Genomic DNA, 21,621 nt, shown 5'->3' on the forward strand with positions numbered 1-21,621 from the left:
TTGGGGTTGATCTACGAGACGCAGCCCGTCACCGCAGGCTCAGAGGAAGTCCTCACCTCGGTCTCAGCGGGATCACAGGGAGGCTGCGCACGATGGATGACATGACCCAGGTCCCGCCTCCCCCGCCGTTCCCGCCGCCCTCCCCCTTCGAAGGAGCGCCGGCTTCCCCGGGCCGGCGTCCACGACGGGCCGGCTTCGCGGTCGCCGTGCTGAGCGGCGCACTGCTGGTGGGAGGCGGGGCCGGGGTCGCCGGCGCCGCCCTCTACGACAACGCCAACGGCGGTGGGAGCCCGTCGAGCACGAGTGCCCCGCTCCCGGTCGTCGACAGCGGCAACAAGCCGGCCGCGTCCGGCAGCGTCGAGTCCGTCGCCTCGGCCGTGCTGCCCTCGGTCGTCGAGCTCAACGTGAGCGGCGGCGGCTCGGGCGGCAGCGGCTCGGGCGTCATCCTCGACGCCGACGGCCTGATCCTCACCAACGACCACGTGGTGACGCTGGGCGGCCAGATCCAGGCCGACCAGGCCGAGGTCACCGTGTCGTTCAACAACGGCAAGAAGGCCCGCGCCACCGTGGTCGGCACCGACCCGCTCACCGACACCGCGCTGGTCAAGGTCGAGGGCGTCGACGGGCTCAAGCCGATCACCATCGGCAAGTCGAGCAACCTCGACGTGGGCGAGCAGGTGGTCGCCGTCGGGTCGCCGTTCGGCCTCGCCGCGACCGTCACCAGCGGCATCGTGAGCGCGCTCGACCGCCCGGTCGAGGTGGCCCGGGACGCCAACGGCAACGCGACGGCGTACCCGGCCATCCAGACCGACGCCGCGATCAACCCCGGCAACAGCGGCGGGCCGCTGGTCAACATGGACGGTCAGCTGGTCGGCATCAACGCCTCGATCCGCTCCACCGGCTCGGCCCAGGGCGGCGCGGAGTCCGGCTCGATCGGGCTCGGCTTCGCGATCCCGATCGACGAGGTGCTGCCGATCATCGACCAGCTCCGGGCGGGCGAGACGCCCACCCACGCCCGCCTCGGCATCCAGGTCCGCGACGCGGCCGGCACCGCCGGGTCGAGCGACAGCACGATCACCGGCGCCCGGATCCAGAGCATCGAGAACGGCTCCGCGGCCGGCAAGGCCGGGCTGAAGGACGGCGACATCATCACCGCCATCGACGACCACCAGATCGACACGACCGAGGGCCTGATCGCGACCGTGCGCTCCTACCGCCCCGGCGACACGGTCAAGGTCACCTACCAGCGCAACGGCAAGGAAGCCACCACCGACCTCGCGCTCGGCTCGGACGGCTAGAGAAGGCGCCGCGCCCCACAGACGGGCCGGCGGAGCGCGGCTGACCTGCAGGGCGTGTCGGGGGGCATGCTCGCGGGACTCTCCTAGGAGCCGCCTCCGCCGGCCTTCCGGCGGTGCATCCGCGGACCGCCGCCGGCGACCTCGGACCCGTGCGCCTTCTCCTTGGTCGGGCTGTCCTCGTGGACGCCCTTCTCCTTGCGGTTCTTGCGGTCCAGGGCCTCGCGCATCTTGGCCTTCAGGTCATCGTTCGCGTTGTTGGCAGCCATGGGTCCACCGTCGCATCCAGGACCCACCCAGGCCAAGGGATTAACCGGCGCGGCGTTGGAGCTCTGCCGAACGCGCCGACGGGACGAAGCCGAGCTCCTCGTTGATGTCGATCATCGGCCCGTTGACCTCGGCGTTCCAGGTCACCAGGCGGCGTCCGGACGCCGCCGGGCCGAGGTCGCGCTGGAGGGCCTGCAGGTTGGCCACCTTGAGCGCCACGCCCAGGCGGTGACCGCGGTGCCCGCGGGCCACGAGCGTGCCCCACTGGAAGGCGACCCCGGGATCGTGCGCCGGGACCACGACCTCGGTGTAGGCCACGACCTCGCCGGCGGCGTCGAGCGCCACCGCATGCCACGAACGACGGCCCTGCCGGGCCTGGGTCGCCTCCATCGCCCGGAAGGCCGCGACATCGGCCGAGTCGTCCTCGCGCTCGGACTCCCCCGTCGGCGCCTCGGTCGGCAGCGTGCTCCACACCGCGAGCCAGCTCTCGACCAGCTCGTCGGGGACGGGCCCCTGCCACGCCTCGATCCGGTACGCCGCGTGGTGCGGCGCCGCGTCCGCCGCCAGCGCCACGAGCCGCTCCTCGCTCACCGGGAGCACCAGCTCGCGCTGCACCTCGCCGATGCCGAAGTGGTAGCCGCGCGCCAGCGCGAACGCCATGCCCGGGGTGCCGGCACCGTCGGCCGGCCCGTCGTAGGGCCACTGGGAGCGCGCATCGAGGCGGCTCCGGCCGGCCTCCGCGGCGCGCTCGTGGAGCCGGTCGAGCACCCGGCCGCCGTACCCGTGGCGGCGGTGGGCGGGCAGCACGTGGACGTCGAGCTCGGCGGCGTCCAGGTTGTCGAGCAGGCGCATCGCCAGCCAGCCCGCCGCGACCGGCTCGCCGTCGAGGAGGCCGAGGTGGAAGGTGTCGCGGCGCATCCCGTCGCTGGTGCCCACCACGACCGCCAGCTCCTCGGCGGTCCACGGCGTCGCCGGCGGGCCCACGTCGTGGCGCAGCGAGGCGGCGGTCACCGCCGCCCAGGCCCGGATCCCCGCGTCGTCGCCGTGGGCGACCTCGACGACCTCGAAGCCGCTCACCGGGTGCGCTCCACGCGGCCCTCGTCCCAGACCGGGCCGTCGGACTCGTAGACGGTGCCGTCGGAGCCGAACACGCAGAACCGGTCGAACCCGCGCGCGAACCACCGGTCGTGGGTCACCGCGACGACCGTGCCGTCGAAGGCCTCCAGGCCCTCCTCCAGCGCCTCGGCGGACTGCACGTCGAGGTTGTCGGTCGGCTCGTCGAGCAGCAGCAGCGTGGCGCCGGAGAGCTCGAGCAGCAGGATCTGGAAGCGCGCCTGCTGGCCGCCCGAGAGCGACTCGAACGGCTGCTCGGCGCTGTCGGCCAGCTCGTAGCGGTCGAGCACCCGGCTCGCCTGCTCCCGGCCCATCCCCTGGCGCCCCTGGGGTGTGCCGTCGCCGCGGTGCAGGATCTCCAGCAGCGTCCGCCCGACCAGCTCGGGGTGCTCGTGGGTCTGCACGAACCACCCCGGCCGCACCCGCGCGCCCAGCCGGGCCCGGCCCGCGTGGGCGACCGGCGCGATCGGCACGTCGCCGACCGGGCGGTGCTCGACGTCCGGGTCGGAGCCGCCCGCGGCGAGCAGGCGCAGGAAGTGGGACTTGCCGGAGCCGTTGGAGCCCAGCACGGCCAGCCGGTCGCCGTACCAGACCTCGAGGTCGAAAGGCTTCATCAGCCCGGTCAGCTCGAGGTCCTCGCAGACCACCGCCCGCTTGCCCGTGCGCGCGCCGGACAGCCGCATCGTGACCTGCTGCTCGCGCGGCTGCTCGGTCGGCGGGCCGGCGTCCTCGAACTTGCGCAGCCGGGTCTGCGCCGCGCGGTACTGCGACGACATGCCGTCGTTGTACTCCGCCTTGATCTTGAGCCGCAGCACGAGCGCCTTGATCTTGGCGTGCTCCTCGTCCCAGCGCCGGCGCAGCTCGGCGAAGCGCGCGAACCGGTCCTTGCGCGCCTCGTGGTACGACGCGAACCCGCCCGGGTGCGTCCACGCGCTGTTGCCCGTGCCACCCGCCCCGAGCTCGACCGTGACCACGTGCGTCGCGGCGTTGGCGAGCAGCTCACGGTCGTGGCTGATGAAGAGGATCGTCTTGTCCGAGGCCGCGATCCGCTGCTCCAGCCAGATCTTGCCGGGCACGTCGAGGAAGTTGTCCGGCTCGTCGAGCAGCAGCACCTCCTCGGGCCCGGCCAGCAGGTACTCCAGCACCAGCCGCTTCTGCTCACCGCCGCTCAGCGTGCGCAGCTCGCGGTACTTGGCCCGGTCGTAGGGCACCGCGAGCGCCTTGACCGTGCACACGTCCCAGACCACCTCGACGTCGTACCCACCGGCGTCGGCGTACTCGGCGAGCGCGTGGGCATAGGCCAGCTGGGTCGCCTCGTCGTCGGTGTCCATCAGCGCCAGCTCGAAGCGCTCCACCTCGGCCGCCGCCTGCTGCACCCGCTCGGGCGCCAGCCCCAGCAGCAGGTCCGCCACGGTCGGCTCCTCACCGAGCCCCCGGTCGACCATCTGCCGCATCACGCCCAGCCCACCCGAGCGCGTCACCGCGCCCGCATGGGGCTGGAGGTCACCGGTGATGATCCGGAACAGCGTCGTCTTGCCCGCACCGTTGGCGCCGACGAGCGCCACCTTGGCACCCTCGCCGACCCGGAACGACACCTCGTCCAGGAGCACCCGCCCGTCGGGCAGCTCGTACCGGACGCCGGCGACCTCTACATGTCCCACGAGGGTCGATTGTCCGGGGTCGGCGGGCGGAAAGCGACCGGGTTTCGCGAGCTCAGCGCGCCCACTCGGCCGGGCAGTGCTCGTGCTCGCGGCAGCAGGCGTGCGGATACATCTCCTCGTCCGGCCACGGGTGCGACCAGCCGGCGCCCGACAGCTCGGGATGGGTGCACTTGTAGCGCTCCGGCCGGTCCGGCGCCGCCGCCTGCTGCAGAACGGCGGCCCGCGCGTGCGTGAGCTCGCCGCTGCGGTCGAGCAGCCGGGCGACCTCGGAGAGCCGGCTCACTCGGCGACGAAGCGCGCGTCGATCTCGGCGGTGACCTCGATGTCCTCGGGCGACAGGTTGAGCTCGGCGCCGCCGGCGCTGTCCTTCGCCGCCATCCGCATGTACGGCGCACCGCCGCCCCCGCCGATCGGCGTGATCCCCTCGCCCAGCATCCCCGCGTCGGCCACCGCGACCGGGGTGACGGCGCCGAGGCCGAGCGCGTCGGCGTACTCCTGGGCGCGGCGGACGGCCTCCTGCACCGCACGGGTGCGGACCGCGCGCTCCAGGTCGTGGCGGTTGCTCTCGGTCAGCGCCCAGACCACCCCGTCGAGGCTGAAGCCCTCGGTGCCGGCGACGTGACCGCTCACCCAGGCGCTGAGGGCGCCGAAGTCGCGGAACTTCACCTCGACGCCGACGCTGGCGTGGTGGACGAGCGGGAGCTGCTTGCCGTCCTGGTTCCACGGGCGGTTGGCCCAGGTGCGCACGTGCTTGGTCGACCACCAGGTGACCGGACCCTGGTCGGGGTCGTGCATCGGCTGGATCGACTTCTTCACGCTGTCGAGGTCGCGCAGCACGCGGTCGTAGACGGGCTGCATCTTCGGCCCCTCGAACCCGAGGGTGACCTGGACGGTGCCCCGCTCGGGGCGCTGGAACGCGGTGTGCGCCCCGCGCACGGTGAACTCGGTCGGCATGCGCCCACTGTAGGGGCGCGTCCCTCAGCCGCGGCGGGACTCGAGGACCCGGAACCCCTTGGCGCTCGCCAGCCGCTCGGTCGGGAAGCCCTGCTCGCCCAGCCAGCGCTGCAGCGAGTCCGCACCGAGGTTCTTGCCGACCACCATCACCGCGCGGCCGCCCGGGGCGAGCCGCGGCAGCCAGGTCAGCAGCAGCTCGTGGAGCGCCGCCTTGCCGATCCGGATGGGCGGGTTCGACCAGATCTCGTCGTACGTCGCGGCGGGGTCGATCCCCTCGGGCGTGGCCGCGGTGAACCGGTCGGTGACGCCGAGCGTGGCGGCGTTCTCGTTGGCGAGGAGCACGGCGCGCTGGTTGACGTCGACCGCGGTGACCACGGCCTCGGCGGCCGCGACGGCGCAGGCGAGCCCGATCACGCCGTACCCGCAGCCGAGGTCGAGGATCCGCCCGCCGGTGGGCGGCTCGGTCTCGCGGAACAGGATCGACGTACCGATGTCGAGGCGGCCCTGCGCGAACACCCCGGAGCCGCTGACCAGGTCGAGCTCGACGCCCCACACCTCGGCGTGGACGGGCGCGCGCTGGAAGGCCACCGACGGGTCGGCGGAGAAGTAGTGCTCGTCGCTCATCCCTCGGCCCCTTCCGCCAACGTACGCCGTGCCGACGCCTGCGCGACCCGCTCGGCCAGCTCGGCGTCGTCCGGGTAGGCGACCTCCTCGAGCGTCAGCCCGTGCGCCGGGACGACGACCACGTTCTGGTCGCGCCGCCGCCCGGTCAGGATCTCCGCCGCCCAGGCGGGATCCTTGCGCCCCTCGCCCACCGCGATCATGCAGCCGACCAGCGCCCGCACCATCGAGTGGCAGAACGCATCGGCCTGGACGTGCCCGAGCAGCATCCCCTCGGACGTCCGGGTCCAGCCGAACTCCAGGAGCGTCCGGATCGTCGTCGCACCCTCACGGTGCTTGCAGAACGCCGCGAAGTCGTGCAGCCCGACCAGCGACCGCGCCGCCTCGTCCATCGCCGCGACGTCGAGCGCCCGCGGCCAGAAGAGCACGTGGTTGCGCACGAGCGGGTCCACCCGGGCCGGGTCGTCCACGATCCGGTAGGCATAGCGCCGCCACAGCGCCGCGAACCGCGCGTCGAACGCCTCCGGCGCCACGCTGATCCGGCGCACCCGCGCGTCCTTCGCCAGCACCCCGTTGACCCGCCGGGCCAGCACGTCGAGCTGCCCGAGCTGGCGCGCCGCCGTCTCCGAGCCCTGCTCGGCGTCCTCCGGGACGTCGACGTGCGCGACCTGGCCGCGCGCGTGCACCCCGGAGTCGGTCCGGCCGGCACAGGTGACCCGCAGCGACCCCTCCGGCAGCCGCAGCACCGTGGTCAGCGCACTGGTCAGCTCGGCCTGGACGGTCCGCAGACCCGGCTGCGCCGCCCAGCCCCGGAAGTCGGCGCCGTCGTAGGCGAGATCGATCCGCAGGCGCACCCGAGAAGCCTAGGGGGTGCGACCGCGCGGGCCTCACTCGCAGCCGACGCCGTCTCCGTCACGGTCGAGGTGGGAGCCGTAGCCGGGGTCGCCGATGCGGATCGGGGCCGCGCCGTGGGCGCGGACGTCGTCGCAGTTCTCGTAGGAGACGGTGACGGGGGCCGGCTTCGGCTTCGGCTTGGGCTTGGGCTTCGGCTTGGGCGCGGGCTTGGGCTTCGGGGCCGGCTTCGGCTGGGGTGTCGCGGTCGCGCCGGTGTCGGCGAACCCGCGCACCGAGGGCGTGGGCGTGGCCGTGACCGTGGCGGTCACCGTCGCCGTCGCGGTCGTGGTGACCGTCGCCGTCGCCCGCGCCGCCGGATCGGCGGACTCCTGGCCGCTGCACGCGCCGAGCGCCATCGTCACCGCCAGGACCGGCAGCAGCCCGGCCACCCGCCACGTACGCACCCTCGTCCTCATGCGGGCTGACGCTAGACCGCTTCTCCCTCGGCCGGGGCAGTTTCAGACAATTCGTCCCGCGTCGGCGGATCCGCCCCCACCCGCCCGACCGTCACCGCGGCCGCCCGGGCGGCGTACGCCAGCGCGGCGGTCCACTCCTCGGGCCCGAGGCCGCAGATCCGCTCCCGGCCGCCCGGTCCGAGCACCGGCCACAGGTGGTCGAGCAGCCCGGCCGCGAAGGTGTCCCCCGCGCCGATGGTGTCGACGACCTCGACCGGCGGCGCGTGCACCCCGCCGGTCGACCAGTCCGTACCGGAGCAGGCGTGCCACGACGCGCCGTCCCCGCCGTGGGTGACGACCACGGCGACCGGGCCGCCGGCGATCGCGAGCAGCGCGGTGGCGCTCTCCCCCACGAACCGCTCGGGCCACAGCGCGAGCAGGTCCTCGTCGGAGGCCTTGACGATGTCGGCGAGCGCGGCCATCCGGAGCACCCCGGCGGCGACGTCCGGTCCGGTGCCGGTGACCGCGGGGCGCAGGTTGATGTCGTACGAGACGGTCGCACCGGCCGCGCGCAGCCGCTCGACCAGGGCGAGCGTGTCCGCCGCACCCGGCGCGAGCAGCGGCGCCTGGGAGGTCACGTGGACGACGCGGGCCGCCTCCGCAGGCTCCTCGACGTCCGCCGGCAGCTCCCACCCCATCGCGAAGGTGTACGTCGCCGCGCCGTCCCCGCCGATCACCGCCTCCGCGCGCGAGGTCGCCCCCAGCACGGTCGGCGTCCCGGCCAGGCCGACGCCCGCCGCCCGCAGGTGCTCGGCGACGAGACGACCCGCCGCATCGTCGCCGTACGACGTCGCGAGCCGGACCGCGCGCCCCAGCCGGGCGAGCGCGACGGCGACGTTGACGGCCGAGCCGCCCGGGCGTTCGACGGGGGCCAGGCCCGGCGCGTGGACGACGTCCAGCACGGACTCCCCGATCACCAGCGCTGTCATCCCGACACACTAGTGTCGCGACGTGGCCCTGGAGACGTCCCTCGAGAAGCCGGCGCCGGTCCGGGCGATCGCGAACGCGATCTCCGGGTGGGTCGACCGGCTCGGGGCGGTGTGGGTCGAGGGCCAGGTGACCCAGGTGAGCCGGCGTCCCGGCCTGGCCACGGTGTTCCTGACGCTGCGCGACTCGGTCGCGGACATCTCGGTGCCGGTCACCTGCTCGCGGGTGATGTTCGACAGCCTGCCGACCCCGGTGACCGAGGGGGCGAGCGTCGTCATCCACGCGCGGCCGTCGTACTACGCCAACCGGGGGACGCTCTCGCTCCAGGCCCGCGAGATCCGGATGGTCGGCCTCGGCGAGCTGCTCGCCCGCCTCGAGCGCCGCCGTCAGCTCCTCGCCGCCGAGGGACTCTTCGCGCCCGAGCGCAAGCGCCGGCTGCCGACCGTGCCGACCCGGGTCGGCCTGGTCACCGCGCCCGGCTCGGCCGCCGAGCGCGATGTCGTCGAGAACGCCACCCGCCGCTGGCCCGCCGTCGTCTTCACCACCGCCTACGCCTCGATGCAGGGCGCGCGCTCGGCCGCCGAGGTCATCGAGGCGGTACGACGCCTCGACGCCGACCCCGCCGTCGACGTGATCGTCGTGTCCCGCGGCGGCGGCTCGGTCGAGGACCTGCTGCCCTTCTCCGACGAGGGCCTGATCCGGGTCGTGTCCGCCGCCCGCACCCCCGTCGTCTCCGCGATCGGCCACGAGCCCGACAGCCCGCTGCTCGACCTCGTCGCCGACGTCCGCGCCTCGACCCCGACCGACGCGGCCAAGCTGATCGTCCCCGACATCGCCCAGGAGCGCGCGATGCTCGACCGCGCCCGCGAGGCCCTGCGCCGCGCCGCACGCACCCGCGTCGACCGCGAGCAGGCCCAGCTCGACGCGATCCGCTCCCGCCCCGCACTCGCCCACCCCGGCACCCTCCTCGACGCCCGCCTCGACGAGCTCGACGACTGGCGCACCCGGATCCGCCGCCAGCTCGAGTGGCAGCTCGACCGCGCCGCCGACGACCTCGACCACCGCCGTGCCCGGGTCCGCGCGCTGTCCCCGCTGGCCACCCTGCGCCGCGGGTACGCCGTCCTCCAGGACGACGCCGGCCGCGTCGTCACCTCCGTCCACGAGGTCGCCGCCGACGCCCCGCTCTCGGTGCGCGTCGCCGACGGCCGCATCCACGTCACCGCCACCACGACCGAGTCGATCGAGGAGAACCATGACTGACGAGCCCGGGACCGCGACCACCGAGGAGCTGTCCTACGAGGACGCCCGCGCCGAGCTGGTCGAGGTCGTGCGGCAGCTCGAGGCCGGCGGTACGACGCTCGAGGAGTCACTGGCCCTGTGGGAGCGCGGCGAGGCGCTGGCCACCGTCTGCCAGGGCTGGATCGACGGGGTCCGGGCACGGCTCGACGCGGTGCTCGACGACGAGTCCGCGGAGGCGGACGAGGACGACGACGAGGACTAGCGGATCTTCGTCGTCACGAGCGCGTCGACGATCGACTGCAGCTCCTGCTTCGACGCGGAGCCGAACACCAGCACGGTGTTCTCGCCGACCTTCGCGACGTACGCCGCGTCACCGCCCTTGTCGGTGTAGCCCTTCCACTCCCGCGCGACCGGCGCCGCGACCGACGCGGGCACGGTGTAGCCCGCACCCGCCTGGGTCTCCTCGTCGACCCACTTGGTCAGCAGCGCCGACGACGTCGCACGCTCCTGCCGGACGGCGACGAAGCGCTCCTTGCCGGTGAGCATCCGGACCATGAAGACCGGGTCCTCCTCGGACGGCGTCACGTCGACGCCGGTCGAGATCCAGCCCTGGGGCAGTGCGCTCGGGTAGACCGGCGTCAGCCCGGCCTGTTGGGCCGACTGCACGGTCTCGAGGTAGTCGACCGCCTCCGGCTTGATCTCCGTGGAGCTGCGGAAGGCGCCCATGAAGTAGAGGAGGCCGCCGATGACCAGGACCGTCACCAGCAGCGAGGAGATGAGGCCGCTGAAGGAGCGCTGGTAGCGGCCCGGACGGCCGGTGGACTCGGTCTGCTGCGTGCTCATCTCGCCCCCAGTCTCCCAGCCGGCCCCACGAAGCACGCACCCGGGAGGGCGCACGACGACGAACCTACCCAACGGTTGTTGCACTCTTGGCAACATTTGCTACGTACTTCCTAGGTAAATGCCCTAGGGTCCGGATGGTGTCCACACCAACGAAGAAGCGCACCACCCTGCTGCGCCGGCTGGCCGCGGCGAGCGCCGTGCTGGCCCTCCCCCTGACCGCGACCGCCATCGCCCCGGCGGCCCACGCCGACGACAACGCGACCCTGACGGTCGTCGGGACGAGCGACGTCTACGACTCGTTCCTGGTCCAGACGATCCTCAAGCCGCAGTTCGAGGCGGCGTACCCGCAGTACACGCTCAACTACGTCAGCCGCGGCACGGGCGCCGCGATCGCCTACGCCAAGTCCGGCGCGGCGAGCGCGATGATCGTCCACGCGGCGGCGCTGGAGAACCAGTTCGTCGACGAGGGCTACTCGCTCGAGTCGTACGGTCGCGCGATCTTCTGGGGCGACTACATCCTCGGCGGCCCGGCCGCCGACCCCGCCGGCATCTCGAGCGCGGGCCACGGCAACGACATCGTCCGCACCTTCCAGGACATCGCCACCGCCGGAGCCGCCGGTACGGCGACCTTCGTCTCGCGCGGCGGCACCCCCGGCACCACCGTGCAGGAGCACGCGATCTGGGCCGAGACGACCAGCGTACCGCTCTGCACGATCAGCGCCTCCGACGGCGGCGGCAAGGCGCCCACCACCGGCAACGGCGCGTGCGGCACGGTCGCCGACCTGCCCGCTTGGTACAAGCGCACGGACCTGACCCAGGCCCCGAACATCCTCGCGGCGAGCACCTGCAACTTCTCGCCCCGCCCGGCGAACAGCTGCTACGTCTTCACCGACCGCGGCACGTTCAACTACCTCCAATCGACCGCGCAGGCCACGAACCTGACGATCCTGACCCGGGACAACGCCCCGAACGCGATCGGTGGCCCCGACCTCCTGGTCAACTCGTTCCACGCCTACGCCATCAACCCGGCGAAGTTCACCGCCAACCCCGGCGTCTCCATCAACACCGCGGCGGCCACGGCCTTCCTCAACTGGGTGACGTCCCCGGCCGGCCAGACCGCCGTCGGCGGCTACCTGAGCGACACCGGCGACGCGCCCTTCCTGCCGTCCGCGGCCCCGGCCGTCACCACCTCGACCGTCCCGGCCTCGCTCGTCTCCGGCCAGACGCTCAAGGTGACCGGCACCCTGCGCAATGTCGTACCGGGCACGCCGAAGCTGGACTTCGTCCCCGTCAAGCTCGTCGGTACGCCGACCGGCGGCGGCGCCGCCACGACCGTCGCCACCGCGACCACCGATGCCACCGGCGCCTTCACCCTGACCTACAAGCCGACTGCGTCGATGAGGTACGCCGTCGTCACCGACCAGATCACCAAGATCGAGAACACCACCCTCGACCCGATCTTCGGCGACCTGCTCGCCCCGACCGAGACCTCCCTCGGCACGGTCAACGTCACGGCCGCCCCGCTCGCCAAGGGCACAGTCACCGCGAAGGCGGCCAAGGCCGGCGCCAAGACCCGCTTCCACGGCAAGCTCACGCCCGCCGCCGGCAGCGCGAAGGCCAAGGTCGTCGTCTACGTGAAGGTCGCCGGCGCGAAGAAGTTCCGCGCCCTGACCACCGTCGCGCTCCGCAAGGGCGCGAAGACCTGGAGCACCAAGGTCCGGGTCAAGGGCAAGCGCTTCACCTACTACGTGAAGTACACCAACCCCGGCACCAGCACCCCCGCCACCTCGCCCAAGAAGCGGACGGCCCGCTGAGCAAGCGCACGCGACGGCTGACGTGGTCGCTCCTGGCCCTCGGGCTGGGGGCGACCGCGTCGCTCGTCGGCATGACGGCGGACCCGGCGGCCGCCGGGCCCTGCCCGGGCAGCGCCGTCGACGGGTGCGTGATCGTCACGCTGACCGGGCCCGAGGGCCGGACCGTGCTGGTGCCGGGCAGCGACATCAGGGCCTGGGCGGCCGAGGCGGGTGAGCACAACCCTGACTACGACATCCGTCGCGTCCCCGGGGGCCCGGTCGAGGACCGGGTGACCGCCACGAGTGCGCTGCCGGTCCGCGACCTGATCGAGCACCTGACCCGGCCCGGCGCCGCACTCGACGGACTGCAGCCGTCGGACGTGACGATCGTGAAGCTCCCCCACCCCCAGAACGACTACATCTCCACGCTCGGCAAGGCCGACCTCGGCCCCGCGGGCAGCGGCGGCTTCGCCGACGGCCTCGAACCCGTCGTGTACTTCGCCGACTCCGACGCCGTCTCCTACATCCGTCCCCTGCGCCCCGGCACCGACGACGTCAACGGCGACGACGACCTGCGGCCGGGAGGACGGATCGCCCTCGAGGTGACCCTCAGCACCACCGGCCGCGTCCTCACCCCGGAGATCACGGTGACCCCGGCCCACCCGACCGTCGGCCAGAAGGTGCGGTTCCGCGCCGACGTGCCGGGCGCGCCGTACCCGTCGCGGCTCACCTACCGCTGGCAGCTCGGGAGCGCCGGCGCGGCCGATCCGCAGAACCCGGCGACGGCATCGGCGACCTGGACGACCAAGGGCGGCCGGACGATCGGCCTGGTCGTCACCGACGACCGCGACTCCTACGGCCGCGCCCTCGCGACCTTCACGGTCGGGGACGCACCGCCCCCGACCGAGACCCCCACCGTCCCGGTCCAACCCGGCGGAGGTGGCGGCAAGGGCGACGGCAACGGCGAGACCGAGGGCCCCCCGGGCGGCCAGCACGCGACCCCCGGAGGCACCGGGACCGACGGCGCACCGGGCCCGACCGGACCGCCCGAACCCGCCGGCACGGCGACGACCTCACCGACCCCCGCACCTGACCCCGACGACGGCACCGTCCGCGGCCTCCTCCTCAGCTCCGGTACGACGACCGGCGGCGTGGACGCCCCCGCGCCCACCGAGGGCCCGGCGACCAGCTCGACCGTCGTGCCGCCGAAGCACCCGTTCCGGATCGCCACGGGCGTGTGGTTCGCGCTGCTGGCGGGGCTCCTCGTCCTCGTCGGCGCGGCCGGAGAGCTGCGCGACGTACTCCGCACCAGGAAGGCCACCTCATGAAGGACCAGCTCTACGAGACGATCTTCCGGGCCTCGGAGGCGCTCGAGATCCCCGTCGTGGTGCTCGCGCTCGCCTCGCTCGCGTGGGTGGTGGTCGAGCTGGGCTCGTTCGCCGCCGAGACGGCGCGGCGGCTGCAGCGCCGGCTGCCGGCGCTGGTGCAGGCGGCGGACCGGGCGCGCGGGGCGCTCGACGCGGGCGACCGGGACGCGATGGCGCAGGCCCTGCGGGCCGTCGCGTGGAGCCCCGCGATGGGGGCGGTGCTCGCGTCGTTCGCGCGGGACGCCGGGACCCCGGGAGCCGAGGCGCGGATGGCCAAGCAGCTCGCCGACTTCGACTTCGGCCGGCAGCGCCGGCTCGGGCGGACCCGGCTGCTGGTGCGGACCGGCCCGGCGCTCGGGCTGATGGGCACGCTGATCCCCCTCTCACCGGCACTCGAAGGGCTGGCCGCCGGCGACATCGCCGCGCTCTCGGACAACCTGCGCCTCGCGTTCAGCATCACCGTGCTCGGCCTGCTGGTCGGCGCGGGAGCCTTCGCGATCTCGCTGGCCCGGGACCGGATCTACGGCCAGGACTTCTCCGACCTCGAGTACGTCGCCGCGATCCTCACCGCCGCGGCCGACCAGACCACCCCCGCCGACCCGGCCACCCCGGCCGAGGAGCGCGTCCGGTGATCCGGGTCAACCCGCGCGCCCGGCGCCACGAGGACCGGGCCGGCGACCCGCTCGACGGTCTGGTCAACCTGTTCGACCTCGGGATCGTGCTGTCGGTCGGCTTCCTGCTCGCCGCGCTGTCCTCGCTCAACCTGGCGGACACCCTCACCAAGGACGGCGCACCGGCCCAGCAGCCGCCCCCGGGCTCGATCACGGTGCCGCCGGACGCGGAGGTGTCCGACGTACCGACCGATGCGCCGTCGGTGGTCGGCCAGGGCGAGCAGGTGGGCCAGGTCTACCGGCTCAACGACGGCCGCCTCGTCTACGTCGTCCCGAAGCCCTCCGCCGGACCGACTCCGTGAACTTCTGGACCGACGGCTTCGGCCAGGCCTGGGACCTGGTGCTCGGCCGCGAGCCGTGGCTGCTCGACCTGACGCTGACCACGCTCAAGGTGGCGCTGCTGCCGACACTCGTCGCCTTCGTGATCGGGCTGCCGATCGGGCTCGCGCTCGGGCTGGGCCGGTTCCGCGGCCGCGGCGTCGGGCTGGTGCTCGCGAACGCCGGGCTGGGCCTGCCGCCGGTGATCGTGGGGCTGTTCCTGGTGCTGCTCATGTTCCCGGTCGGGCCGCTGGGCCGCCTGCACCTGCTGTTCACGCTCAACGGCGTCTACGTCGCCCAGACCGTGCTCGCGCTGCCGATCATCGTGGCCCTCAGCGCCTCCGCGGTGCGCGACGTCTCCCCCGGCCTGCTCGACCAGGCCCGCGCGTTCGGCGCGGGCCGGCTGCGGGTCGGCGCGCTCGCGGCCCGCGAGGCGCGGACCGGGATCCTCGCCGCGGTCATCGCCGCCATCGGCTCGGGGCTCTCGGAGGTCGGCGCCGTCGTCCTGGTCGGCGGCAATATCGACGGCCTGACCCAGACCCTGGCCAGCGCCACCCTCGCGCGGGTCAACGCCGCGCACTGGGCCGAGGCGATCGCGATCGGCATCGTGCTGCTCGGCCTGATCCTCGTCGTGGTCGCGCTGCTCACGATGCTCCAGTACGGCCGGCGCCGGCCCGGACCGCCCAGGCGGGCGACGTGAGCGGCGAGCGGCTCCTCACCCTCGACGCCCTGCAGGTACGCCGCGGCCGGGCGAGCGTCGTCCACGGCGTCGACCTGACCCTGGACCGCGGCGAGGTCGTGGCGGTGCTCGGCCCGAACGGCGCGGGCAAGAGCAGCCTGCTCGAAGCGGTCGGCGGCGTGGTCCGCGCCCACGGCGGCCGGGTGGAGCGGACCGGACGCGTCGCCTCCGTGCTGCAGGCCCCGGGTCTGGCGAGCCGGTCGGTGCGCGCGAACGTCGAGCTCGCGCTCGCCTGGTGGGGCGTCCCGCGGTCGCAGCGGCGGGCGCGGGCGATGGAGGCGCTGGAGCAGATGCGCGCCGCGCACCTCGCCCGGCGCCACGCGACGACCCTCTCGGGCGGGGAGCGGCGCCGGGTCCACGTCGCCCGCGGGATCGCGCTCCGGCCCGACCTGCTGCTCCTCGACGAGCCGTTCGCCGGCCTCGACGCCGAGACCCGCGCCGCGCTGTGCGAGGACACGGGGTCGGCGCTGCGCACCGCGGCGGGCGGCGTCCTCGTCGTCGTCCACGACCGCGCGGAGGCCTGGGCGCTGGCGACCCGGCTGGTCGTCATGATCGAGGGCCGGGTCGTCGCCGCGGGCGGTCCGGACGCGCTCCTCGCCGCGCCGCCGAGCGCCGAGGTCGCCCGCTTCCTCGGGTACGACGGCGAGCTGGTCCTCGGCGACGAGCTGGTCTTGACCCGTCCCCCGCACGTCGTCCTCGACGCCGCCGGCGAGCTCACCGGCACCGTCACCCGGCTGGTCCCCCAGCAGGACGGCGTCCGGATCGAGGTCACCGGAGCGCACGGCTCCGTGCGGACCGTCCGGCCGACCGGCAGCGTCGGTCTCGGCGACCCCGTCCGGTTCCGGCTCGACGGCGCGGTCCGGTTCCCCGCCCCGGCGGCGACGGGAGCGCCCTAGGATGAGCGACGTGTCGGAGTACTTGCGCATCGGTGAGGTCGCCCAGGCCGTGGGCGTGAGCGTCGACACGCTGCGCCGCTGGGAGTCCGAGGGCCGCGTCGTGTTCGAGCGCCAGAACAACCAGCGCGTGCTGCGCTCGGACCAGCTGCCGGCGCTGACCGCCAAGCTGACCGGGCGCACCGCCACCTCCAGCGCCCGCAACCGGCTCGCCGGCGTCGTCGTCTCGGTCGAGCGCGACGGCGTGATGGCCAAGGTCGAGCTGGCGTGCGGTGACTACCGGATCGTCTCGCTGATGAGCCGCGAGGCCGCCGACGACCTGGGCCTCGAGCCCGGCAAGCCGGCGACCGCCGTGGTGAAGTCGACGACCGTGATCGTCGAGGCCTGATGGGACGACGGACCGCGCGCCTCGCGGCGGCCACGCTGGTCCTCGGCGTCCTCGCCGCGGGCTGCACCGACGAGCAGCGCAAGCAGCTCAGCCCGACCTGCGCGATCGCCCAGACCGCGGTCGACGACGCCCAGCGCCAGGCCGAGAACGCCATCGCCACGATCAGCGAGGACCCGGCGACCGCCCGGCGTACCCTCACCGCGGTCAAGACCGCGCTGAGCGCGGCCAAGGCCACCGTGTCCGGCGACGAGCGGGCCCAGCTCGAGAACGCCGAGCAGGCCGTCGCCGACCTGCTCGCCCAGGCCCGCCGCAGCACCCAGGGCCGGCCGGTCGACGGTGCCGTGGTGACCGAGGCGCGCGAGGGACTGCTGGCCGCCGTCAAGGGAGTCCGCGCCGACTGCTGAGCAGCGGATGCAACACCCGGTGGCGCTTTTCTGCCGCAGATGCGGCAGGGTGGTGTCATGGCCGACTATCGCGTCTCCGAGGCGGCTGACCTCCTCGGCGTCAGCACCGACACCGTGCGCCGCTGGATCGACGCCGGCCGGGTGGCGAGTGCGACCGTCGACGGACGCACCGTCATCCCCGGCCCGGACCTCGCCGTGCTGGCCGCGTCGCTGGTCGACGAGGCCGACCGCACGCGCACCCGTTCGGGTGAGGTCAGCGCGCGCAACCGGATGACCGGGATCGTCACCCGGGTCGTCGCCGACACGGTGATGGCCCAGGTCGAGATGGTCTGCGGTCCCTACCGGGTCGTGTCGCTGATGAGCGCGGAGGCCGCGGCCGAGCTGGGCCTCGAGCCCGGCGTCCGCGCGATCGCGTCGGTCAAGTCCACCACCGTCGTCGTCGAACGACCCGTCTCCCCGAGGAAGCAGTCCTGATGAAGACCACCTGGCTCCGGCTCGGCGCCGCGAGCGCCGCCGTCCTGCTCGCCCTCCCCCTCGCCGCCTGCGGTGACGACGGCGACAAGGGGGGCGACACCAAGAGCGGCGGCAAGACCGAGCTCACCGTGTTCGCCGCCGCGTCGCTGACCAAGACGTTCGAGGAGCTGGAGAAGACCTACGAGGCCGCGCACTCCGACGTCGACGTCAAGCTATCGTTCGGCGGCTCCTCCGACCTGGTCGCGCAGATCACCGAGGGCGCCTCGGCCGACGTCTTCGCCTCGGCCGACACCGCCAACATGGACAAGCTCGTCGCCGCCGGTCTCACCGCGGGCGAGCCCCAGGAGTTCGCGACCAACACGCTCATGATCGCGGTCCCGCCGGGCAACCCGGCCGGCATCAAGGGTCTCGCCGACCTGACCAAGAAGGACGTCAACCTGGTGCTGTGCCAGCCCGAGGTCCCGTGCGGCAGCGCGTCGGCCAAGGTCGCCGAGGCGGCCGGGCTGGACTTCAAGCCGGTCAGCGAGGAGCAGTCGGTGACCGACGTCCTCGCCAAGGTCGAGTCCGGCGAGGCCGACGCCGGCCTGGTCTACGTCACCGACGTGACCGCGGCCGGCGACAAGGTCCAGGGCATCGAGTTCCCCGAGGCGGCCGACATCGTCAACCACTACCCGATCGTCGCGGTCAAGGACGCCCAGCACGCCGACCTCGCGCAGCAGTGGATCGAGCTCGTCCTCGGCGAGGGACAGAAGGTCTTCGAGCAGGCCGGCTTCGGCGCGCCCACCCCGTGAGTCGCGGCGGGCGCACCCGGCACGTCGGCCTGCCGCGCTGGCTCTTCGGGCCGGCGCTGCTGGCCGCCGTGTTCGTGGTGCTGCCCGTCGCCTCGATGACGACGCGGATCGCGTGGGGCGACTTCCTCTCGCTGATCACGTCCGAGGGGGCCCGCTCGGCCCTGTGGCTCAGCATCCGTACGTCGACCGCCAGCACCCTGCTCTGCCTGGTGCTCGGCATCCCCCTGGCCACGGTCCTCGCCCGGAGCGAGGCCCGCTGGCTGGGGGTGCTGCGCTCGCTCGTGCTGCTCCCGCTCGTGCTGCCGCCCGTCGTCGGCGGCATCGCCCTGCTGTCCGCGTTCGGCCGCCAGGGCCTGCTCGGCTCCGAGCTCGAGGCGCTCGGGATCAAGATCGCGTTCAGCACCGTCGCCGTCGTCCTCGCCCAGACGTTCGTGTCGCTGCCCTTCCTGGTGGTCAGCCTGGAGGGCGCCCTGCGCACCGCCGGCGAGCGGTACGACGTCGTGGCGGCCTCGCTCGGCGCCCGCCCCACGACGGTGCTGCGCCGGGTCACGCTGCCGCTCGTGCTCCCGGGCCTGGCCTCGGGCGCCGTGCTCGCGTTCGCCCGCTCCCTGGGTGAATTCGGCGCCACCATCACCTTCGCCGGCAGCCTGGAGGGCACCACCCGCACGCTGCCGCTGCTCATCTACAACCTCCGGGTCACCGATGCCGACGCCGCCGTGGCGATGTCGCTGGTCCTGGTCGCCGTCGCCGTGCTGGTGATCGGCCTGGTCCGGCCGCGGGGTGCCCTGTGAGCGCGCTCGTGGACGTGACCGTCGCTGAACGTGACGTCAACGTCAGCTTCGAGATCGCGGACGGCGAGACCGTCGCGCTGCTGGGCCCCAACGGCGCGGGCAAGTCCACGACGCTCGCGGTCCTCGGCGGCCTGCTGCGCCCCGACGCCGGGCGGATCGTGCTCGACGGCGAGGAGCTCACCGGCCCCGGGCGCTGGGTCGCGCCGCACGCGCGTCGTACGGCGCTGCTGGCGCAGGACCCGCTGCTGTTCCCCCACCTGACGGTGCTGGAGAACGTCGCCTTCGGCCCGCGCAGCACCGGGACCGGACGCCGCGCGGCCCGCGCCGCCGCCGAGCACTGGCTCGCCGAGGTCGACGCCGCCGACCTCGCCGGCCGCAAGCCTTCGCAGCTCTCCGGCGGCCAGGCGCAGCGCGTCGCGGTCGCCCGGGCGCTCGCCGCGGACCCCCGCCTGCTGCTGCTCGACGAGCCGATGGCGGCGCTCGACGTGGCGGTCGCCCCGGCGCTGCGGACGCTCCTGCGCCGCGTCCTCGCCGACCGCACGGCCGTCATCGTCACCCACCACGTGCTCGACGCGCTGCTGCTCGCCGACCGGGTGGTCGTGGTCGAGGACGGGCGGGTGGCCGAGCAGGGACCGACCAGCGAGGTGCTCTCCCGGCCGCGCAGCGCCTTCGCGGCGCGGTTCGCGGGGCTCAACCTGGTCTCCGGCGTCGCCACCCCCGACGGCGTACGACGTCCGGACGGCCTGCTCCTGCACGGCACCGCCGCGACCGGCGACCACCCCGCCCCCGGCGCCCCCGCGGTGGCGGTCTTCCGCCCCTCCGCGGTGGCCGTGCACCGGGAGCCGCCCGGCGGCAGCCCGCGCAACGCCCTGGCGGTCGTGGTGACCGAGCTCGAGCCGCTGGGGGATGTCGTCCGGGTGCGCGCGGGCGAGCTCGCGGCGGACGTCACGGTGGCCTCGGTCGCCGAGCTGGGACTCGCACCGGGCACCGGCGCGACGTTCGTCGTCAAGGCGACCGAAGTCGACGTGTACGCCCAGTGAGAAAGCGACCGATAGGGTTCGCCCTATGAACGACGCCCTCGCCGTGGAGCCGCCCGCCCCCGACCGCAACCTCGCTCTCGAGCTGGTGAGGGTCACCGAGGCGGCCGCCATGGCAGCCGGGCGGTGGGTCGGCCGTGGTGACAAGAACGGCGCCGACGGCGTCGCCGTCCAGGCGATGCGCGTGATGATCTCGACCGTCAGCATGAACGGCACCGTCGTGATCGGCGAGGGCGAGAAGGACAACGCCCCCATGCTCTACAACGGTGAGACCGTCGGCGACGGCACCGGCCCCGAGTGCGACGTCGCCGTCGACCCGATCGACGGCACCACGCTGACCGCCAAGGGCATGGCCAACGCGGTCGCCGTCCTGGCCGTCGCCCCGCGCGGCACGATGTACGACCCCTCCGCCGTCTTCTACATGGAGAAGCTCGTCACCGGCCCCGAGGCCGCCGACCTGGTCGACATCCGCTACCCCGTCGCCGAGAACATCCACCAGGTCGCCAAGGCCAAGGGCTCCAACCCGTCCGACGTGACCGTCGTCCTGCTCGACCGTCCGCGCCACGACAAGCTGGTCGAGGAGATCCGCGCGACCGGCGCCCGGATCAAGTTCATCACCGACGGCGACGTGGCCGGCGCGATCATGGCCGCCCGCGCCGACACCGGCATCGACCTGCTCCTCGGCATCGGCGGCACGCCCGAGGGCATCATCGCCGCGTGCGCCATGAAGGCCATGGGCGGCACGATCCAGGGCCGGCTGTGGCCCACCGACGACGAGGAGCGCCAGCGCGCCATCGACGCCGGCCACAACCTCGACCCCGACCACATCCTCACCACCGACACCCTGGTGACCGGTGACGACTGCTTCTTCGTCGCTACGGGCATCACCGACGGCGAGCTCGTCCGCGGCGTCCGCTACCGCGGCGGCGGCGCCGTGACCCAGTCGCTGGTCATGCGCTCGCGCAGCGGCACGATCCGGACCATCACGTCCGAGCACCAGCTCTCCAAGCTGCGCGGCTTCAGCGCGATCAACTTCGACTGACCAGCTCCAGCAGGCGCGCGACGTCGGCCACCGCGTCGGCGACGGGATCCTCGTCGCCGGCGGCGGCGCCGTACAGCAGCGCCGCATCGAGCATCCGTACGACGAGGTCGAAGTCCGCGCTCGCCCCGACGGCTCCCCAGCCGCACCGGTCGAGCGTCTCGCGCAGCGCGTCCAGGAGGGCGGGCCGCGAGGCGGCCATGATCGGGCGCAGCTCGGGGTCCGACGTCGCCTCCAGCATGGGCTGGAGGCGGCGGGTGACGACCGCGCGGTCGAGCGCGGGCGCGTAGAGCACCTCCAGCAGCAGCGCGGCGGTCGCGGTCGCCGACCGGCGGCGCCGGGGCAGCGCGGCCGCCCGCTCGGCAGCGCCGGCCGAGCGGACCCGCTCGGCCGCGGCGACCGCGGCGGCGTAGAGCTCCTGGCGGGTCGGGAAGTAGTAGCCCGCCGAGCCGGCGGGCACCCCCGCGGCGGCGGCGACCTTGCGGTGGGTGACCGCGTCCGGTCCCTCCTCGATCAGCAGGCGGGCGGCGGCGTCGACCATCGCCTGCTGGCGCTGCGCGCTGCGCGCGCGGGCCGTGGGACGGGGTGCGGTGGCCACGGCGCCACCCTACGGGCGACCCCGCAGCCGGAATAACTAAACGCGCGTA

At 74.1% G+C, this 21,621-nt stretch carries 27 protein-coding genes; 16 read left to right on the forward strand and 11 right to left on the reverse strand.

Annotation, left to right across the window (positions count from 1 at the left end):
* The first annotated feature begins 92 nt into the window (after positions 1–92).
* Positions 93–1,298, forward strand: a complete 1,206-nt coding sequence (locus tag CCO04_RS05540) for a S1C family serine protease (protein ID WP_252372823.1) — start codon at positions 93–95, stop codon at positions 1,296–1,298.
* 83 nt (positions 1,299–1,381) lie between these two features.
* Here CCO04_RS05540 and CCO04_RS05545 read toward each other — a convergent pair whose 3' ends face one another.
* Genes CCO04_RS05545 through CCO04_RS05585 form a run of 9 tightly spaced genes read right to left on the reverse strand, consistent with a single transcriptional unit; the run spans position 1,382 to position 8,189 of the window.
* Positions 1,382–1,564: a DUF5302 domain-containing protein gene (locus tag CCO04_RS05545; RefSeq protein ID WP_215813131.1), complete on the reverse strand. Its 183-nt coding sequence runs from the start codon at positions 1,562–1,564 to the stop codon at positions 1,382–1,384.
* A gap of 40 nt (positions 1,565–1,604) precedes the next feature.
* Positions 1,605–2,639 carry a GNAT family N-acetyltransferase gene (locus tag CCO04_RS05550; RefSeq protein WP_215813132.1) on the reverse strand — a complete coding sequence of 345 codons (1,035 nt, stop codon included), beginning with the start codon at positions 2,637–2,639 and terminating at the stop codon, positions 1,605–1,607.
* Complete coding sequence (locus tag CCO04_RS05555; RefSeq protein ID WP_215813133.1) at positions 2,636–4,336, reverse strand: ABC-F family ATP-binding cassette domain-containing protein; 1,701 nt, start codon at positions 4,334–4,336, stop codon at positions 2,636–2,638. Before CCO04_RS05555 ends, CCO04_RS05550 begins: the two co-directional genes overlap by 4 nt.
* Positions 4,337–4,388: 52 nt before the next feature.
* The gene (locus CCO04_RS05560) at positions 4,389–4,619 is read right to left on the reverse strand and encodes a hypothetical protein (RefSeq protein ID WP_215813134.1); all 231 of its coding nucleotides are present in this window, start codon (positions 4,617–4,619) and stop codon (positions 4,389–4,391) included.
* Positions 4,616–5,290: an SIMPL domain-containing protein gene (locus CCO04_RS05565; protein WP_215813135.1), complete on the reverse strand. Its 675-nt coding sequence runs from the start codon at positions 5,288–5,290 to the stop codon at positions 4,616–4,618. The genes CCO04_RS05560 and CCO04_RS05565 overlap by 4 nt, the downstream gene beginning before the upstream one ends.
* A gap of 24 nt (positions 5,291–5,314) precedes the next feature.
* Positions 5,315–5,914: a class I SAM-dependent methyltransferase gene (locus tag CCO04_RS05570; RefSeq protein WP_215813136.1), complete on the reverse strand. Its 600-nt coding sequence runs from the start codon at positions 5,912–5,914 to the stop codon at positions 5,315–5,317.
* The gene (gene truA / locus CCO04_RS05575; RefSeq protein WP_215813137.1) at positions 5,911–6,765 is read right to left on the reverse strand and encodes a tRNA pseudouridine(38-40) synthase TruA; all 855 of its coding nucleotides are present in this window, start codon (positions 6,763–6,765) and stop codon (positions 5,911–5,913) included. Before truA ends, CCO04_RS05570 begins: the two co-directional genes overlap by 4 nt.
* Before the next feature lie 33 nt (positions 6,766–6,798).
* Entirely contained in the window at positions 6,799–7,221 is a 423-nt protein-coding gene (locus CCO04_RS05580; RefSeq protein ID WP_215813138.1) for an excalibur calcium-binding domain-containing protein, read from the reverse strand.
* Between the two features lie 11 nt (positions 7,222–7,232).
* Positions 7,233–8,189, reverse strand: coding sequence for a PfkB family carbohydrate kinase (locus tag CCO04_RS05585; protein ID WP_215813139.1), 957 nt, complete (start codon positions 8,187–8,189; stop codon positions 7,233–7,235).
* Positions 8,190–8,211: 22 nt separating this feature from the next.
* Here CCO04_RS05585 and xseA point away from each other — a divergent pair, with 22 nt between their 5' ends.
* The gene (xseA, locus tag CCO04_RS05590; protein ID WP_215813140.1) at positions 8,212–9,447 is read left to right on the forward strand and encodes an exodeoxyribonuclease VII large subunit; all 1,236 of its coding nucleotides are present in this window, start codon (positions 8,212–8,214) and stop codon (positions 9,445–9,447) included.
* Positions 9,440–9,688, forward strand: a complete 249-nt coding sequence (locus CCO04_RS05595; RefSeq protein WP_215813141.1) for an exodeoxyribonuclease VII small subunit — start codon at positions 9,440–9,442, stop codon at positions 9,686–9,688. The genes xseA and CCO04_RS05595 overlap by 8 nt, the downstream gene beginning before the upstream one ends.
* Here the strand turns inward: CCO04_RS05595 and CCO04_RS05600 are convergent.
* Positions 9,685–10,269, reverse strand: a complete 585-nt coding sequence (locus CCO04_RS05600; RefSeq protein ID WP_215813142.1) for a DUF4245 family protein — start codon at positions 10,267–10,269, stop codon at positions 9,685–9,687. The two genes, CCO04_RS05595 and CCO04_RS05600, sit on opposite strands and share 4 nt — an antisense overlap.
* 137 nt (positions 10,270–10,406) lie before the next feature.
* Here CCO04_RS05600 and CCO04_RS05605 point away from each other — a divergent pair, with 137 nt between their 5' ends.
* From CCO04_RS05605 to glpX, 13 genes are all read left to right on the forward strand, one after another.
* Positions 10,407–12,083, forward strand: coding sequence for a substrate-binding domain-containing protein (locus CCO04_RS05605; protein WP_215813143.1), 1,677 nt, complete (start codon positions 10,407–10,409; stop codon positions 12,081–12,083).
* 71 nt (positions 12,084–12,154) lie between these two features.
* Positions 12,155–13,390: a hypothetical protein gene (locus CCO04_RS05610; RefSeq protein WP_215813144.1), complete on the forward strand. Its 1,236-nt coding sequence runs from the start codon at positions 12,155–12,157 to the stop codon at positions 13,388–13,390.
* Positions 13,387–14,061 carry a MotA/TolQ/ExbB proton channel family protein gene (locus tag CCO04_RS05615; RefSeq protein ID WP_215813145.1) on the forward strand — a complete coding sequence of 225 codons (675 nt, stop codon included), beginning with the start codon at positions 13,387–13,389 and terminating at the stop codon, positions 14,059–14,061. Before CCO04_RS05610 ends, CCO04_RS05615 begins: the two co-directional genes overlap by 4 nt.
* Complete coding sequence (locus tag CCO04_RS05620) at positions 14,058–14,402, forward strand: DUF2149 domain-containing protein (RefSeq protein WP_215813146.1); 345 nt, start codon at positions 14,058–14,060, stop codon at positions 14,400–14,402. The genes CCO04_RS05615 and CCO04_RS05620 overlap by 4 nt, the downstream gene beginning before the upstream one ends.
* Positions 14,399–15,118, forward strand: a complete 720-nt coding sequence (locus tag CCO04_RS05625; RefSeq protein WP_215813147.1) for an ABC transporter permease — start codon at positions 14,399–14,401, stop codon at positions 15,116–15,118. Before CCO04_RS05620 ends, CCO04_RS05625 begins: the two co-directional genes overlap by 4 nt.
* The gene (locus CCO04_RS05630) at positions 15,115–16,053 is read left to right on the forward strand and encodes an ABC transporter ATP-binding protein (RefSeq protein ID WP_215813148.1); all 939 of its coding nucleotides are present in this window, start codon (positions 15,115–15,117) and stop codon (positions 16,051–16,053) included. Before CCO04_RS05625 ends, CCO04_RS05630 begins: the two co-directional genes overlap by 4 nt.
* 10 nt (positions 16,054–16,063) lie before the next feature.
* A complete protein-coding gene (locus CCO04_RS05635; RefSeq protein WP_257753980.1) occupies positions 16,064–16,438 on the forward strand; it encodes a molybdopterin-binding protein in 375 nt (124 codons plus the stop codon).
* Positions 16,438–16,842: a hypothetical protein gene (locus CCO04_RS05640; RefSeq protein WP_215813150.1), complete on the forward strand. Its 405-nt coding sequence runs from the start codon at positions 16,438–16,440 to the stop codon at positions 16,840–16,842. Before CCO04_RS05635 ends, CCO04_RS05640 begins: the two co-directional genes overlap by 1 nt.
* A gap of 57 nt (positions 16,843–16,899) precedes the next feature.
* The gene (locus CCO04_RS05645; RefSeq protein ID WP_215813151.1) at positions 16,900–17,316 is read left to right on the forward strand and encodes a molybdopterin-binding protein; all 417 of its coding nucleotides are present in this window, start codon (positions 16,900–16,902) and stop codon (positions 17,314–17,316) included.
* The gene (gene modA, locus CCO04_RS05650; protein WP_215813152.1) at positions 17,316–18,107 is read left to right on the forward strand and encodes a molybdate ABC transporter substrate-binding protein; all 792 of its coding nucleotides are present in this window, start codon (positions 17,316–17,318) and stop codon (positions 18,105–18,107) included. Before CCO04_RS05645 ends, modA begins: the two co-directional genes overlap by 1 nt.
* Positions 18,104–18,898: an ABC transporter permease gene (locus tag CCO04_RS05655; RefSeq protein ID WP_257753977.1), complete on the forward strand. Its 795-nt coding sequence runs from the start codon at positions 18,104–18,106 to the stop codon at positions 18,896–18,898. Before modA ends, CCO04_RS05655 begins: the two co-directional genes overlap by 4 nt.
* The gene (locus CCO04_RS05660) at positions 18,895–19,938 is read left to right on the forward strand and encodes a sulfate/molybdate ABC transporter ATP-binding protein (protein WP_215813153.1); all 1,044 of its coding nucleotides are present in this window, start codon (positions 18,895–18,897) and stop codon (positions 19,936–19,938) included. The genes CCO04_RS05655 and CCO04_RS05660 overlap by 4 nt, the downstream gene beginning before the upstream one ends.
* Before the next feature lie 25 nt (positions 19,939–19,963).
* Positions 19,964–20,977 (forward strand): class II fructose-bisphosphatase, encoded by a 1,014-nt coding sequence (glpX, locus tag CCO04_RS05665; protein WP_215813154.1) that lies wholly within the window; start codon positions 19,964–19,966, stop codon positions 20,975–20,977.
* On the opposite strand, the gene CCO04_RS05670 is transcribed toward glpX, so the two are convergent.
* Complete coding sequence (locus tag CCO04_RS05670) at positions 20,964–21,572, reverse strand: TetR/AcrR family transcriptional regulator (protein ID WP_215813155.1); 609 nt, start codon at positions 21,570–21,572, stop codon at positions 20,964–20,966. The two genes, glpX and CCO04_RS05670, sit on opposite strands and share 14 nt — an antisense overlap.
* Positions 21,573–21,621: the final 49 nt, after the last annotated feature.

Source organism: Pimelobacter sp. 30-1, from assembly GCF_018831735.1.
GTDB lineage: Bacteria > Actinomycetota > Actinomycetes > Propionibacteriales > Nocardioidaceae > Nocardioides.